Origin of the sequence: Salmonirosea aquatica, from assembly GCF_009296315.1 — a bacterium.
In the GTDB taxonomy this organism is placed as follows: Bacteria; Bacteroidota; Bacteroidia; order Cytophagales; family Spirosomataceae; genus Salmonirosea; species Salmonirosea aquatica.
Map to the genome: position 1 here is coordinate 6,219,362 of NZ_WHLY01000002.1, position 15,714 is coordinate 6,235,075.

The window sequence follows — 15,714 nt, forward strand, 5'->3', positions numbered from 1 at the left end:
TACTATTTATTCTATCCTTTATACCGAGCTTTGAAAAACGCACCCGTATCTCCACTTCCCCGACTCATTCTGCAAAAAGGCCGCGAAGACGCAATTCGACGCCAGCATCCCTGGGTATTTTCCGGTGCCATAGCCCGTCAGGAAGGTGAAGTTGAAGACGGTGATCTAGTGGAGGTGGTCAGCAGTCGGGGCGAATTCCTGGCCTGCGGCCACTACCATGATGGCAGCATCAAGGTACGTATCCTGACGTATGAGAATGAGGCGATTGATGAACATTTTTGGGTGGAAAAATTGCAAAATGCCTTTGCAGTACGTACCGATTTGTTGCTATCCAACACCAATTGCTACCGCCTCGTCCACGGCGAAGGCGACGGACTGCCGGGACTTATCGTCGACCTTTACAATGGCGTGGCGGTGGTTCAGGCGCATACGATCGGAATGCACCGAAGTCTGCCTTCACTGGTAAACGCCCTGCGGATCGTGCTGGGTACTAATCTAAAGGCCGTTTTCAGCAAAAGCCGCGATACCCTGCCGGGGCAGTATGCTTCCGAGTTTCCGAACGAGTATATTTTTGAAAGGGTACCTTCGCCCCATACGGTGCAGGAGAACGGCTTGCACTTTCTGGTGGACTGGGAGCAGGGACAAAAAACCGGTTTTTTTCTGGATCAACGCGAAAACCGAGCGTTGCTGGCTCACTATTCTCACGAAAAAACCGTCCTGAACGCATTCAGTTATTCCGGAGGGTTTTCGGTATATGCCCTCCACGCGGGAGCGAAATCGGTGGTATCCGTGGATGTGTCGGGTAAAGCCACTGCTCTTTGCGACGCGAATATCGCACTAAATCATTTTCAGGACCGGCACCAATCCGTAACGGAAGATGTGATGAAGTGGCTTAAAAACTCCGATGAGCAATTTGACATCGTAGTACTTGATCCACCCGCGTTTGCCAAGAGTCTGTCCGCCCGGCACCGGGCGGTTCAGGGCTACAAACGGTTGAATATCGAGGGAATTCAGAAAGTAAAGCCGGGTGGATTGTTATTCACGTTTTCCTGCTCGCAGGTGGTGGATCGGGAATTGTTCTACAATACCATCGTGGCGGCCTGCATGGAGGTAGGTCGCAAGGCCCGGGTACTCCACCAACTCACGCAGGGTCCCGACCATCCGGTAAATGTTTTTCACCCCGAGGGTAGCTACCTGAAAGGATTGGTTTTGAGGATAGATTGAACTTCGGGATTCTGGATATTTGATACTAAACGCCAGATCAGGCGTATACAAGTTTTTTAATCAAATGGCCAATAGTTCTGATCATAAATCCAGCATCCAAAACCTTATTTTATATGCTTTCTTTCGAAGAGTACCTTGTTCAGAAAAACATCGACCAGGCCCAATTCCAGGCGGCTGAACCAGCCCGGTTTCTGGAATGGGGTACCCTCTTTGCCTCGATTCACCCCGACAGTTTTACGGCTCAAAAGAAATTTCTGATCAATGACGTGCGCCGGAGGTACCTTTTGAATGATCCTAATGCCCCGAAAACCAGCTAAATCTAGAACCTACCGGGCACAAATCCCCCGAAAATCGCAGTATTCACATAGTTTAATATCCCGGGTCTGCGTGAAGGGTAAGTCGGGATTCAACAAATCCGTAATCATTTGCCGCAGCAGGGTTTCCGATTCTTCAATAAAAGCCTGAGGATCGTCCGTATCCGTAATTTCCAGCTGATTTTCGAACATCTTGGTTGGTTCGCGAAACGAGTAAAAACCCGATTGCACCCGGCTATCCGGCAGGCGGTAGGTTTCTTCGCCGAGTGATAAACCCTCCGGATTAGCTACATTTTTATACACCAAATATTTATAAAACCACAGCTGCCGGGCGTAGCCTGCCTTCAATTCAGCGGAGGTGAGCAACTTTTCCTTTCGGTCCTGTAGGGTACTCCGGGTTTCCTGATTGAGTTCCACACTACCTGTCTTGTAGTCCATCACAAACAACTTGTTGGCCTCGTCTTTCTCCACCCGGTCAATCTTCCCACCCAGCTTAACCATTAATGATCGCTCATTTATATTCAGGCTAAGCTCCGTAGAAAGTTTTTGTTCGGCCGCCACGATCTTCCGCCGCTTTTGGCCCTGCATTTGGTGGGCCAGAAAAGCCAGGATCTGTTGTTCGCCAATCTGATAATAAATTCTATTAAGGCCCATCTCGGTCACGTACCCCTGGAACTGCTCCTGAAATTCAGTCGTCAACACCGCCTTGATCTGCTCCTCGCTCGGATCATTCCCCAGCAGGAAATAATCCTGATCCAGCTTTTCGAGCGAGGCGTGCAGCCAGGTACCTATCTTGTCCATGCCCAATTCTTCCTCGATCTCCTCTTTGCTCTGCACCCCCACCAGACGGCTGAGGTAGAATTTCATCGAACAACGCACCAGATCGTTCAGGTGCGTGGGGTACAGGCCCGTTTCGGTGAGGTAGGTGCGGATATTTTCCAGTATAGCCGCGTCCTTAGGTACCTCCTGCGTGAGCGTTTCGGTAGTCATTTGGGGAAACTCCACCATCTTGTTTTCCAACTGGATGGCGGGATTGTACTGCACCAATTCGTATTCGAGCTGTTGGATAAACCGGCTTTTTTCGCCGCCGCCCAGTGCATCGGTAGTACTTACGTACATGAGATGTACCTCTTTCGCGCGTTGCAGCAGACGGTAAAAATGGTAGGACATGACGGCTTCCTGATGCAGATGCGTGGGCAGGCCCGCTTCCTGAGCAATGTCGAATGGAATCAGCGAATTCTGGCGCTTAGCCTGGGGCAAGGTACCCTCGTTGAGCGAAAGAATGATGACCCGTTCAAAATCCAGCGCCCGGGTTTCCAGCATCCCCAGAATCTGCAATGAACTCACGGGCTCGCCGCTAAACGGAATACGGGTATTGCGGATCAGATCGTACAGAAAAGCCCGCAATGTGTACAAACCCAGGGGTTCGGGGCGGTGGGCGATCGTCTGTTCAAACTGTTTGAGCAGAGTATAAAAAAGGTAGAGGTACTCTGTTTCCAGCGCATTCTTATACTCCTTGTATACCTCCCGCAACAGATCGATCAGGTCGTAGAATGACTGGATGATTTGATTGGAATTGTCTTTTTCCCAACGGGTGAAGAGCGTTTTGAATAGCGGGTGATGATCACTGATCGCCATGAAATCGGCGGTACTGAGAAACACCTGGTTGTTCTGGTTGATCTCCCGCAGCACTTTTTGAATGATCGTCGGTTCCGTCGCGTCCGGCTTCCTAAGCACGATTTGTTCGTAGTGCCGAATGAAGGGATGATTGAGTACCTTACTAACCGATTTGTGATTGAATTTCGGAATTTTAATCGTCTTGCCTTCCTTCGACCGAAACTCGGCTACATTCTGCTGCAACTCAAAAATACTATCGATGAGCGTGTACAACATGGAGTTACGCAGCGACAGTCCCATCGTGATATTGAAATCCTCGATGCTCTCATCCAGCGAATATAGCATCGGGAGCAGCAGGTTTTCATCAGCCAGCACTATGGCGGTCGGGATGGGGTTTTCGGGGTCGTCATCCCGCAGCATTTCGGCGTAGAGCCCTCCCGCTACTTTGGTTTGGAGGGTAGCATTGGGTACCCCGTACACCGTAATTTTTTTGGAACTGCTGAGCAGGTAATCGTGCGTCCACTGCCAGGGACCGAAGGCGACCGAATGTTGATACGAACGCAGACTGATGCCAGCTTCCACGTCGGCATTCTCCGACATATAGTACCGGTCCGCATCCCAGAGTACCTCTGCCTTCCCTGATTTGCGCAGCTTCTGGATAATGACTTTTTCCGCTTCCGTAAAAGCGTTAAAGCCCACAAAATAGACTTTTTCGTGTGGCATCTGATCCAGCAGCAGCGTTTCTACATGCTCGGCTACGTGGCGGTAGGCCATGCCCCGGTAGGCCATATCCCGCGCCAGCAATCGGTCCCGGAAGGCTTGGTACACCTGCTTGATGTTTTCGAAAAGACTGAAATAATGCCGGGTACCCGAGGAATCATGCAGCGTGCGTCCTTCGGGCAGGTTGGCTTCCCAGCGCTCCACGGCTTTGGCTTCGCTGAGATAGTCGAACAAGTACTCGGTCTTGACCAAGTACTGATCGATGCGGTCCAGATCGCTCAGCAGCACCGAGGCCCAACCCATGAATCGGTCGAACTGAATAGTGGGATCAATTTCTTTGAACGTTTCGAAAAGTTCAAACAGCAGGCTCACCGAATCGGCCACTTTGAGGGTACTGATGTTTTCCACGAAATCCTCAATCGCCTCAACCTGCGGACTTATGATGGGGCGGTCGGTGGCCAGGGCGAGCTCCTGCTTCACAAAGAATGCCGCCCGCCGCGTAGGTACCACGATGGCCACCGGTTCCAGACCAGAGGGATGCTTGCTAAGAATATATTCGGCGACTTCGCGGAGGAAGGTTTTCATTTCCATACTTGTACTACTAATATTAACCGCCAGGATGCGGAGGGGGTACCTTCAGTGCATCCGGTCGGGGCGAACGTCCAGCGTGCGCATGATTTCCGCTTCAGCGGCGAGTAATTCTTTCCAGCGTTGACGAACCTGATCTTTGGGTAGGTACGTCTCGGCCAATTCGATAAAACAGCGGTAGTGCCCGGCTTCGGACACCATCAGTTCGTGATAAAATTTTTTCAGCCCTTCGTCAGCCAATTGTTCGGAAAGGAGCTTGAACCGCTCACAACTCCGGGCTTCAATCAATGCACACACCAGCAGCCGATCCAGGAAAACATCGTCACCATTGCCTTTCTTGTGTAATACCTCCTGAAGCCGACGCACATATTCGTCCTTCCGCTGGTGACCCAGAGGTACCTTACGCTTTTTCAGCTCTTTCAGTACCCGTTGAAAATGTCCCCATTCCTCACTCACAATCGGTGTTAACATTTCCACCAGTTTGGCGCGGCCGGGGAAATGGACGATCAGGGAAATGCAAGCCGAAGCCGCTTTCTGTTCACAGTAGGCATGGTCGACCAGAATTTTGCCAATGTTCATTTCCGCCACATTGACCCAGCGCGGGTCGGTGGGAAGTTGAAGGCCGAGGGTAGTTAAGGACGTAGGCACGTTGACAGTTGAATAAAATATATCTTATTTTAAATCAATAGCTTATCCAATATTATTTTTACTGGGTAATACTATTTACACGAAATCTTGTACCCTTAATCGAACAAAGGCCAGTAGACTCCAAAACTGAATGTGCGCTGCATACCTAGGTACCGGGGAGTCACGTAATAGCCAGGTACCCCCAGTCCTTCGTTGATGTGTGACATTTTGAGCAGCAGACGCACCCGCTTAACCCGGAGGCTCGCAAAGGCATCGGCCACCAGATAGCGATCGACCAGAAAGTCATTCTGTAGGTAAAACTGCTGCGTCAGGGGCATGTAGGCATCCGCCAGGTACGACGAGCGATAATGCGCCGCTAGTCCTAATTGCACATAAAGGGCCTTGGCGTACACAAAGTCGTAGGTAACCTCGGCTGATACGAAAAGGGAAGGAATCCTAAGTACCCGACTGTTGGAATTGATGGTATAGTAGCCCTGTCCCCGAAAAGCAAATTTTTCGCCCTGCCAGTTCAGGGTGGTACCCAACCTGAGCAAACTGAACGAGCCGCTCAACTGGCGGGCCACAGCCGCCGTATCATAATAGACATAATTGCTAACCAGATGGTACTGTACTTCGGGAATTACTTCCAGCCCCTTGACTTTGACAGGAATAGATCCAAAAATGGTATTGGCGCCGGTGAGTTTGAAATTATTATCCCAGACGAGGTGATTGCTGATGTAGCGTTGCATCAATAAATCTGGCGTCCAGAATGACGTCTGGTACCCTGCCTTGAACCAGCGGGTCGACAGTTCACCCCGCAACAGAAAATCCTTGCCCAGTAAATGTTCGCCTTCGGCGATAAGATGCTGGGACGAATCCTTGAGGTAGTAGCTCAGCCACACCCCCACGATATTATCGAAGCGGGCGTTTTTATACCTGTTCGTTGTCGTAGAATCCGTCAGATTATACTCGCCCCGCACGCTGTAAATCCGGGGTCGGTAGTAGGCCCGGTAATTAAAACCCGAAAAGGTACCTTTGATGCCGAGCTTCGTGTCGAACAGCCGATAGAATATAGCCTGACGGGTGAAGGAAGTATCGAGCCGGGTGGGAGGATATACGCCATTGTCCACACCCACTTGCGGGTCTGCATCTTCATATCGATCTTTTACAAAGCTCATATCGCCTTGTTGGAAGAGCTGAAAACCGTTGGCGAGTCGATATTGCTGGTACAGATGATACACATGCCGCCGCTCCCAGGAGCGGGTTTTGTCACTAAGTCGCGCCACACCATCGTAGACATACAATTTGCCGCCCACGTCTGCCGTATCGAGGACATTGAGCAATCCGCCTTGTTCTTTTACCGAATGGTTGAGGTGGCGGTAGTGGGCCAGGGCCGTGTATTTTTTGTTTTTGGAAGTATAGCTCCCCTGAAAGAGAAAATTCCAGTTCTGCACCAGATTAGCCTCTTTTTTCAACGTACTAAAGGTACCGTATAATTTATTGGAGGTGAATCTTTGCACCCGGAACCCCAGGTTAAGACGGGGTGTAATGTTCTGGTTGAAGCCGAATCGCAGGATGTTCTGCCCCTGTCCTCCCGAAATGAAAGTCATTTCGGTCAGCGGTGAGCGGGTGTCGTAGTATTTCACCTCATTTTCCTGGATGGCATACGGATCAAACGCCCGAAAGCCCAGCTGCGCCCCTACCTGCTGATGCGGTTGGTAGAAAGTGGGCCGCGTGGCCGTACCCAGGTTCCCCAGATCGACCAGATGATTCCAACTACGGCTTACATACGACCATCGGTGTATGCCCGTCAGGGTAGTATCCAGCCGGTAGCGCGCCGAGTCTCGATTATTCAGCACATCCTCTTCAAAAAAATGGAGTGCAGTATTGGGTCCATACAGGTTCTGAGTGCTATCGTCCAGAACGGCCCCACCCTGCTGGGCCGCACCACCGCCTCCCTGGGTAGGTATGCCTTGGGGTAGTGTAATCCCTCCCGGCCTGATTTGCGCACCGGCCGGCGTAAAAGCCAGCAACAACATACCTAGCAAGGTCATTAGTAGCCAGCAGCTTCGCCGTACAGAACTTTTGGTCTTCAGACCGTGGATGCGGGTATCGATAATGGGGCGTAAAAAAGTATTGTCGTTCATATAAAATTACGTGCTCGCCGATCGATCGTGCAGGGGTACCTCCACATTTTGTCGGAGCCAGGTCCGGAAAACATCGGTGTCGCGTCCAAAATCAATTTCTATTGGTATATAGCCAAACCGACGCAAAGCTCCGGCTTTCTCGGCCAAAGGTCGCAATTTGACTTTGTCTTTTTCGGTTGTCAGAATCAAATCCGCGTTTTTAGCATTATTTAACAATTCCTGGACCTCATCGGCAGTATAGCTGTGATGGTCGGGAAACAGGCTTACATCTTCCAGAGTGAATTGACTACGGACCTGTTCGATAAAAGCTTCGGGCCGGGCGATACCCGCTACTAAGGTAACGGACCGGGCACTCACTTCGGTATTTTCAAAATTACGTAGGGTACCATACCGGACACTCGAAAAAAAACAGGGGGTGGCAGGGTGGCAGTACCGTAAAATTTCTTCCTGGATCTCGGCACGACGGACAGCCCCCAGGTTCGTCGGGCACTTCGTGGTGATGACCGCATCCGCACGAGCCGCTCCACCTCGGTTTTCCCGGAGCCGCCCCCCGGGGAAAGGGTAATCCTGGTAGAAAGGCCGCTGGAAATCATTTAGCAACAGGTACCTGTCGGCCCGTAATGCCCGGTGCTGGTAAGCATCGTCCAACACCAGCAGCTCATGGTGGGGAAAACGCTCATGCAGCATTTCGCTGCCCTTCACCCGATCTTCGCAAACTGCCACCTTTATTTTTCCACCAAATTTTTCATAATATTGCAAAGGTTCATCGCCAATTTCCTCCGCCGTGGAATCGGGCGAAGCCAGTACAAAACCCCGGCTATGCCGACCATAGCCTCTACTCAACGCGACGATCTGATTCGTATTCGATAATTCCCGGACAAGGTACTCGACCAGGGGGGTCTTTCCTGTGCCGCCGACGGTCAGATTACCCACCACGACCGAAAATTGGGGAGTTGGGAATGATTTTAGTAGCTGACGGTCGTACCCAAAGTTACGTAATTCCATAAGCTGCCCATATAACCAGCTGAAAGGTGCAAGTAACCATTGAATTGTGTTACGTTCAGTAATTGGTTGACCGCGAAATGTATTTTTTTTCATATACTTGACCTCTTTTATCGCTTGACGCACCGTTTTTCATGCCTTTGCTAATCCAATACCAGCCTTATCTCCTTCAGTTCAACTTTGCGGCCGGTACTTCACGGGGAGTGCTTACAGCGAAAACATCCTGGTTTGTCAGGGTTTCAGACCAGGAGCAGCCGGGCGTCATTGGATACGGTGAATGTGGGCCTCTGGCTGGACTAAGTACCGACGATCTACCTGACTTTGAAACAAAGTTAACCGAGATTTGTCAGCTATTTAATAGTCTAGAACTCGATGTGTTTCCTTTCAACCTCCCGATCATTCTTGAGCAAGTCATTCCCCAGCAGTTTCCCTCCATCCGGTTCGGCATTGAAATGGCCCTGCTCGATTTCATGCAGGGCGGCAATCGGACGCCATTTCCCAATGCTTTTGCCCGCCACAAACAGGGTATCCCGATCAATGGGCTGGTGTGGATGGGTACGGAAGAATTCATGCAAAGTCAGATCGACGATAAAATAGCCCGGTCATTTACTACCATTAAGCTCAAAGTAGGAGCGCTCGATTTCGATCGGGAATGCCGGATTCTGGAAAATCTCCGGAGTCGGTTCTCTCCCGAAGAAATCACCCTGCGTGTGGATGCCAACGGCGCGTTTGGGGCGGATGATGCCATGGAAAAACTGAACCGGCTGGCGGAATTTTCTTTGCATTCCATCGAACAACCCATTGCGCCCGGACAGCCCGAACGCATGGCCGAACTCGTGGCTACTTCACCCATTCCCATTGCCCTGGACGAGGAATTGATCGGCAAAATGGACTATATGGAGAAATTTTCGCTCCTAAAATCCATCCATCCTCCTTTCATTATCCTCAAACCTACCCTTTTGGGCGGCTTCCAACAATGCCGCGAATGGATCGAAATTGCGCAAAGGCTCTCGATTGGCTGGTGGATTACGTCGGCGCTGGAGTCCAATGTGGGGCTCAATGCCATTGCACAGTTCACGGCACAATTTGATCCCACCTTACCTCAGGGATTGGGTACCGGGCAGATTTACCAGAACAACTTCCCCTCCCCCCTGTACATGGAGCACGGCTGTCTGCACGCCGACCCGAATACCGGCTGGGATTTATCCCCGCTCGAAAATTTGTGGCGGACTGTGTAGCAGGTTCATACCCAATCGATTCCCTTCCGTAGCTGGGCAAGGGTTTGGGCTTCCGGCGAATTCTCTTCGGGAATGAAATCGTACTCCCAGCGGGCCTGCGGCGGGAGACTCATCAGGATGGATTCGGTGCGTCCGTTGGTTTCCAGTCCAAATTTGGTACCTCGATCCCACACCAGATTGAACTCCACATAGCGGCCCCGGCGCAGGTACTGCCACTGCTTTTCCTGTTGGGCGTACGACTCTTCTCGATGCTTGCGCATGAAATATGTATAGAGCGGGGCAAAGTTTTCTCCAACTTCTTTAACAAAATCGAACAACGCTTCTTTAGACAAGTTTTGGCCGTTGCCCGGTTGGTCGGGTTTGAGGTAGTCGAAAAAAATGCCCCCCACCCCGCGGGTCTCATTACGGTGCGGGATATAAAAATATTCATCCGCCCAGTTTTTGAACCGGGGATAGAAATCGGCGTGGTGTCGATCGCATACCGCTTTCAATTCCCTATGGAAACGCTTGGCATCTTCTTCCACCACATAATGCGGTGTGAGGTCGATGCCGCCGCCAAACCAGCAGGTACCATTGCTTAGTTCGAAGTACCGCACATTCATGTGGATAATAGGTACCCTGGGCGAATGCGGGTGCATGACGATCGATACGCCCGTAGCCTTAAAATGGTAATCGTCGGTAGCATTGAGCTCCATTTGTGCCCGTAGCCGGGGATGTACCTCGCCCTGCACGCTGGAAAAATTCACGCCGCCCTTCTCGATGACATTACCACCCTGTAGGAGCCGGGTACGTCCGCCGCCGCCGGAATGATGTTCCCAGGCATCTTCTTTAAACTGGCCAAGTCCATCTTCCGCCTCCAGAGCGTGGCAGATTCTATCCTGTAGAGTTTTAAAAAACGATTCTATTTCTTCAACTTCCATTATTGATGCTGACAATTTTTGGCCAAAAATACACGATTTCCATCAGCGAGCACAATAATTGTAGGGTAGGTACACGCCTAGAAAGGTACCTTACCCAAAACACGACACGGTTTCAAAATGGTCTTTTTTCATCGGCAAGCCACAACAATTCATTCCGCTATTCAGTTAATGAATGCGAGTAACGTTAATCCCCTTTTCGGTCACTACTCATTTACCCTTGCATGAATTCCCAGCTTATCCAGTCCATTTGCCAACAACTGGCCTCGGCCTTTGAATCCAAAAACATCCCCCAACGCGAACAATATGATTCATTGCATCTCACGCAGTATAGTGTGCAGGATCTGCCCCTATTCATCGGAGATCTGATTACGAAGGCCCGTGACTACGACCTTACCCTCATTAGTAGCCATACCCCCGCTCCCAACTTGCCCGACCTGGCGCAAAATGCGAACAGCCCCATCTTGTATTTTGAAAAAACGTCTACCGGGGTCACCCCTGTATTGAGGGGAAAAAAGTTGGACGGCTCCACCCTGAGTATTACGTTTCAGCCTACTGGTGAGGTCCAAAACGTAGCTTCACCGATTCGTGACCCCTACCTTTGGCAAAACACCTCCCAGAAAAGCAAAAACGGACAAGCCCTGTACATAACGGCCTTTCCAATGGAGTCGTTGGTGAGCGAAAATACGCTGGCCTCGAGGGTACCTTTGTCTCCAGTTCAGCGGTTTTTCCGGTTATTAGCCAAAGAGAAAAAAGACATAGGATATATCTACCTCTACGCAATTGTCATAGGGCTCATCAGCCTTTCACTTCCTCTTGGCATTCAGGCACTTATCAACCTCATTTCGGGAGGTATGGTGTTCAGCTCGGTCTATCTGCTGCTGTTCGTGGTCATCGGTGGAGTGCTCGTTTCGGGTATCATGCAGATCATTCAGATTACCCTTGTGGAAATCCTTCAGCAACGTATTTTCGCCAAAGCCGCTTTCGAGTTCACCTACCGGATACCGCGCGTGAAGGCCGAATCCCTGCTTGGGTACTATCCGCCCGAGTTGATGAACCGCTTCTTCGATATTCTTACCGTACAAAAATCCCTGCCAAAAATTCTGATCGATATTACCGGGGCGGTACTGCAGATTCTGCTGGGTATTATGCTGCTGTCCTTTTACCACCCGTTTTTCATCGCTTTCGGTTTCCTTACCATCACGATCATTGTCCTCATTGTCTATTTCAACGGCCCCAAAGGCTTACAGACCAGCTTGGTGGAGTCAAAGTACAAGTACAAGGTAGCCCAATGGCTGGAAGACATTGCCCGGTCGCTCTATACTTTCAAGCTTTCGGGAACGGCAAACCTCCCCATGGAAAAAATGGACGGGCTGGTGAACAACTATTTGGTGTACCGCAAAAAGCACTTCAAGATTCTTAAAATTTTCTTCTGGAATGCCGTCGCTTTCAAAACGCTGGTGATTGGCGGAATGCTGATCCTAGGTACCTTCCTGGTGGTGGACCGACAGATATCACTAGGGCAGTTTGTGGCAACAGAAATCATTATTGTACTATTGACCAATTCGGTAGAAAAACTCATTCAGAGCATTGACAATATATTCGACGCCCTGACGGCCGTAGAAAAACTAGGGTACGTGACGGACATGCCGCTGGAACGTGAACAGGGGTTCCGCTTTGCGCCTGTCGATTACACCGAAGGGCTATACCTGGAAGTATCCGACCTGCACTATCACTACGAAGGTCGCAACTCCCCCGCCCTCAATGGCGTTTCGTTTTCTCTTGCACCTGGCGACTCCGTCTGCCTTACCGGTTCCAACGGTTCGGGCAAGAACACCCTGATCCGCGTACTGTCGGGGCTACTCAGGGATTACAAAGGCGGTATTACGTTCAATGGTATTTCCATGCGTGACCTCAATGTGGTAAGCTTACGTACCTACATCGAACAGAACATCGCCGTGGACGATATTTTTGAGGGATCAATTCTGGAAAACATCACCATGGGCCGCAATCAGATCAGCCTGGCCGACCTGGAATGGGCATTACAGTTGCTTGACCTTACGGATTATATCAGTAAGCTGCCCGATGGGCTCAGTACCACCATGCTTCCGGGAGGACGGCGGTTTTCAGAGAGTTTCATCGCCAGGGTTACGCTGGCCCGTTGCATCGTTACAAAACCCAAGATTCTGATGATCAATGATTTTCTGCATAGCCTAACGCCCAGGGAAAGGCATGTACTAACCAAAGCTCTGACCCATAAAAATAATCCCTGGTCATTGATTATGTTATCCAATGATCCCGCCGTTATGCAACAGTGTGATCGCATCCTGATTATGGATGCCGGCACAATCGTTGCAACCGGCCCATACGATAGGGTGAAAGCGAACCCGGTTTTCGTAGCCCATTTTGAATGAAATGTTGAATCGACTGAACTGATAGAACTTCCGGTTTTTTCAACAAAATCCTACTGAATCAAGATGCTCAACATCTCCCGAAACCGAGTCAACGACGAAATGGTGGACAAGTACCAACTGCACGCATTGGGTACCTTGTCCACGCCCAAAACCGCCCGCCGGTTTGCCCGCTGGATGCAGGGGATAATCCTGATGCTGGTCGTGATCCTCTTCCTACCCTGGCAGCAGAACATTTCGGGCACGGGCAGCGTCACGGCGCTTTCTACCCAGGATCGGCCCCAGACTGTCCAGAACATCGTGGGAGGCCGCATCGAGGCCTGGTATGTGCAGGAAGGTGATTATGTCAAAGCCGGGGACACATTGGCCATCCTCTCCGAAACGAAAGACGAGTACATCGATCCCCAGGTACTTCCCCGGATACAGGAACAGATTGAAGCCAAGAAACAGGGCATAACGGGTTATGAAAACAAAGTAGCCGCCCTCGGTCAGCAGTTGGTTGCCTTGGAAGATGCTCTGGGTCTGAGCCTGAACAAAGCCCGGAATAAACTTAAACAGTCGCAGATGAAGGTAGTTAGCGATAGCACCGATTTGGTGGCGGTGAAGATTAATTACGAAATCACAAAAAACCGGCTAGGCCGCTACGAAGAGGGCTACAAATCGGGTCTTTTTTCTCTCACCGATTTAGAATCGAGGCGCTTGAAAGCTCAGGAAGAAGCAGCGAAGGTAGTTTCGCAACAAAACAAACTCGATATAGCACGCCAGGAACTCCTCAATGCCCGGATCGAACTGGGGTCATTGCAGGCCGAGTATCGGGAGAAATTGGCTAAAGCCCGTTCTGACCGTAGTTCGGCTATTTCAAGTCAGGCCGAAGCAGCGTCTGAATTATCTAAGCTGCAAAACAAATACGCCAGTGTGGCGATTCGACAGGGAAATTATGTGGTCAGGGCGCCCCAGTCGGGCTATGTGGTGCGCGCGATGAAGGCGGGGCTCGGCGAAACCATCAAAGAAGGCGAAACCATCGCGACGCTCCAGCCAGAAAACCCCGCAATAGCCGTGGAACTCTACGTAAATCCAATGGATGTAGCCCTGGTCTCACCAGGTCGCGAGGTGAGATTGGAATTCGACGGTTGGCCCGCTTTGCAATTTGCGGGCTGGCCGGGTATTTCAGTGGGTACCTTTGGTGGAAAAGTGGCCGTCATAGACCGCATCGGGAGTGCCAACGGTAAGTTCCGCTTGCTGGTACGACCCAAACCCGGCGAGGAATGGCCTGCCGCCATCCGTCAGGGGTCAGGGGTTTATGGCTGGGTGATGCTCTCCGACGTACCCATCTGGTACGAGATCTGGCGGCAATTGAACGGTTTCCCTCCCAATCTTAACCAAAGTGAGATTGACAAAATAACGACCAAGTCTTCGGCAGATGGAAAGAAAAAATAATGAAAACGGCCAGTAAATTCATCCTCTTGTTTTTCTGGGTCCATACCGCCTGGGGCCAGGATTCCCTGGTTTTTACCTACCAGACCTATTACGAACAGATTGTGGCCCACCACCCTGTGATCAAACTCAGCGGATTGATCACGGAATCAGCCCAGCGGGAACTGCTGATCGCCAGGGGTGGCTTCGACCCCAAACTCGAAGGCTCATTTGACCGCAAAGTGTACAAGGCCAAGGAGTACTTCAACCGGGGCGATGTTTTCCTGAAAGTACCCGTTTGGCTGGGAGGGGCCGATCTCAAACTCGGCTACGACCGCAACGTAGGCGAGACTCTCAGCGACGATATCCGCACCGGACCCGAAGGCATCTCTTACATAGGCCTGACCGTCCCCATCGGGCAGGGGCTGTTCATCGACAATCGCCGGACAACGCTCCGGCAGGCCCGCCTGTTTCAGGACGTGGCCGATGCAGAGCGGGTCAAAATGATTAACAAGATTGTCCTGACCGCCGCCAAAGACTACTGGAATTGGTACTTCTCCTACCGCCAATATGCGTTGTCCGCTGAATTCTATAAATTGGCCGACACTAGGTACCGCGCCGTCCGTCAACGTACCCAGTTGGGCGAGGCCGCTGCCATCGATACCGTGGAGGCTCTTGTCACATTGCAGGACCGTCAGGTGATGCTCCAGCAGTCGGAACTGGAACTCCGCAATGCCCGGCTGCTGCTTTCCAATCACCTGTGGGGACAGGACCAACTACCCCGAGAGCTACCCGAAGCAGCCATTCCGCAAGGTACGGCTGGACGAATTATCAGTGCAGGAGAACTCGACACCCTGCTGCGCATGGCACGACAGCGCCATCCTGAACTTCTCAAATTTGAGGCCAAGAGTCAGCAGCTTCGGCTCGATGAACGACTCGGCCGCGAAATGCTGAAACCTACCGTGAATCTACAAGCTGCTACGTTGTACAAAGGTCTTTCACTGAACGGCACCGAAAGCAATACGGGTCTGTTCAACCTGAGCAATAACTATAAATTCATGGTGGATCTCTACTTTCCCATCTTCCTAAGGAAAGAACGGGGAAAATTGCAGCAAATCCGGATCAAGCAGATGCAAAATGAGTTAGAGCAGAAGCAGGTACAACGGGAGATAGCCAATGAAATAGCCGCTGCCTTCAATGATGTCAAAAATCTGGAAGCTCAGATTCTGACGCAAACCAGATCCCTTCAGAATCAGGAAATACTCCTCAGGCTTGAATTACAAAAATTTGAGCTGGGTGAAAGCTCGCTTTTTCTGGTTAATAGCCGGGAATCAAAACTTAACGAATTCAAGGTCAAAATCGAGTCGCTGCGTGCCAAATACGAAAAAGCCCTGGCGGTTTTGCTATTTGCATCGGGTGTAAGTAGTTGGGATACGTTTTGATTGGATTGGCAGTGAAGGTACCCCTTGGGTGTCTTTTTTTTGATGAGCTTTGGT

11 protein-coding genes are annotated in these 15,714 nt (G+C 50.9%); 6 read left to right on the top strand and 5 right to left on the bottom strand.

Annotated elements, in window-relative coordinates; all coding sequences use genetic code 11:
- Positions 1 to 30 precede the first annotated feature (30 nt).
- Positions 31 to 1,224 carry a class I SAM-dependent rRNA methyltransferase gene (locus GBK04_RS27070; RefSeq protein ID WP_152765186.1) on the top strand — a complete coding sequence of 398 codons (1,194 nt, stop codon included), beginning with the start codon at positions 31 to 33 and terminating at the stop codon, positions 1,222 to 1,224.
- Between the two features lie 113 nt (positions 1,225 to 1,337).
- Positions 1,338 to 1,541 (top strand): hypothetical protein, encoded by a 204-nt coding sequence (locus GBK04_RS27075; RefSeq protein WP_152765188.1) that lies wholly within the window; start codon positions 1,338 to 1,340, stop codon positions 1,539 to 1,541.
- A gap of 9 nt (positions 1,542 to 1,550) precedes the next feature.
- Here the strand turns inward: GBK04_RS27075 and GBK04_RS27080 are convergent, their stop codons facing one another.
- The 4 genes from GBK04_RS27080 to lpxK form a co-directional block, all read right to left on the bottom strand.
- Complete coding sequence (locus GBK04_RS27080; protein ID WP_152765190.1) at positions 1,551 to 4,460, bottom strand: PD-(D/E)XK nuclease family protein; 2,910 nt, start codon at positions 4,458 to 4,460, stop codon at positions 1,551 to 1,553.
- A 51-nt stretch (positions 4,461 to 4,511) separates the two neighbouring features.
- Positions 4,512 to 5,111 carry a MiaE family protein gene (locus GBK04_RS27085; RefSeq protein ID WP_373331394.1) on the bottom strand — a complete coding sequence of 200 codons (600 nt, stop codon included), beginning with the start codon at positions 5,109 to 5,111 and terminating at the stop codon, positions 4,512 to 4,514.
- Between the two features lie 95 nt (positions 5,112 to 5,206).
- On the bottom strand, positions 5,207 to 7,237 hold the full coding sequence (locus GBK04_RS27090) for a putative porin (protein ID WP_373331395.1): 2,031 nt from the start codon (positions 7,235 to 7,237) through the stop codon (positions 5,207 to 5,209).
- 6 nt (positions 7,238 to 7,243) lie between these two features.
- The gene (lpxK, locus tag GBK04_RS27095) at positions 7,244 to 8,335 is read right to left on the bottom strand and encodes a tetraacyldisaccharide 4'-kinase (protein ID WP_152765192.1); all 1,092 of its coding nucleotides are present in this window, start codon (positions 8,333 to 8,335) and stop codon (positions 7,244 to 7,246) included.
- Positions 8,336 to 8,373: 38 nt separating this feature from the next.
- Here lpxK and GBK04_RS27100 point away from each other — a divergent pair, with 38 nt between their 5' ends.
- On the top strand, positions 8,374 to 9,477 hold the full coding sequence (locus GBK04_RS27100) for an o-succinylbenzoate synthase (protein ID WP_152765194.1): 1,104 nt from the start codon (positions 8,374 to 8,376) through the stop codon (positions 9,475 to 9,477).
- A gap of 5 nt (positions 9,478 to 9,482) precedes the next feature.
- On the opposite strand, the gene hemF is transcribed toward GBK04_RS27100, so the two are convergent.
- The gene (gene hemF, locus GBK04_RS27105; RefSeq protein WP_152765195.1) at positions 9,483 to 10,397 is read right to left on the bottom strand and encodes an oxygen-dependent coproporphyrinogen oxidase; all 915 of its coding nucleotides are present in this window, start codon (positions 10,395 to 10,397) and stop codon (positions 9,483 to 9,485) included.
- Positions 10,398 to 10,618: 221 nt separating this feature from the next.
- On the opposite strand from hemF, the gene GBK04_RS27110 reads away from it, so the two are divergent.
- From GBK04_RS27110 to GBK04_RS27120, 3 genes are all read left to right on the top strand, one after another.
- Positions 10,619 to 12,808 carry a peptidase domain-containing ABC transporter gene (locus tag GBK04_RS27110; protein WP_152765197.1) on the top strand — a complete coding sequence of 730 codons (2,190 nt, stop codon included), beginning with the start codon at positions 10,619 to 10,621 and terminating at the stop codon, positions 12,806 to 12,808.
- Between the two features lie 63 nt (positions 12,809 to 12,871).
- Positions 12,872 to 14,242, top strand: coding sequence for an HlyD family secretion protein (locus GBK04_RS27115; RefSeq protein ID WP_152765199.1), 1,371 nt, complete (start codon positions 12,872 to 12,874; stop codon positions 14,240 to 14,242).
- Entirely contained in the window at positions 14,242 to 15,660 is a 1,419-nt protein-coding gene (locus GBK04_RS27120; protein ID WP_152765201.1) for a TolC family protein, read from the top strand. Before GBK04_RS27115 ends, GBK04_RS27120 begins: the two co-directional genes overlap by 1 nt.
- Positions 15,661 to 15,714 lie beyond the last annotated feature (54 nt).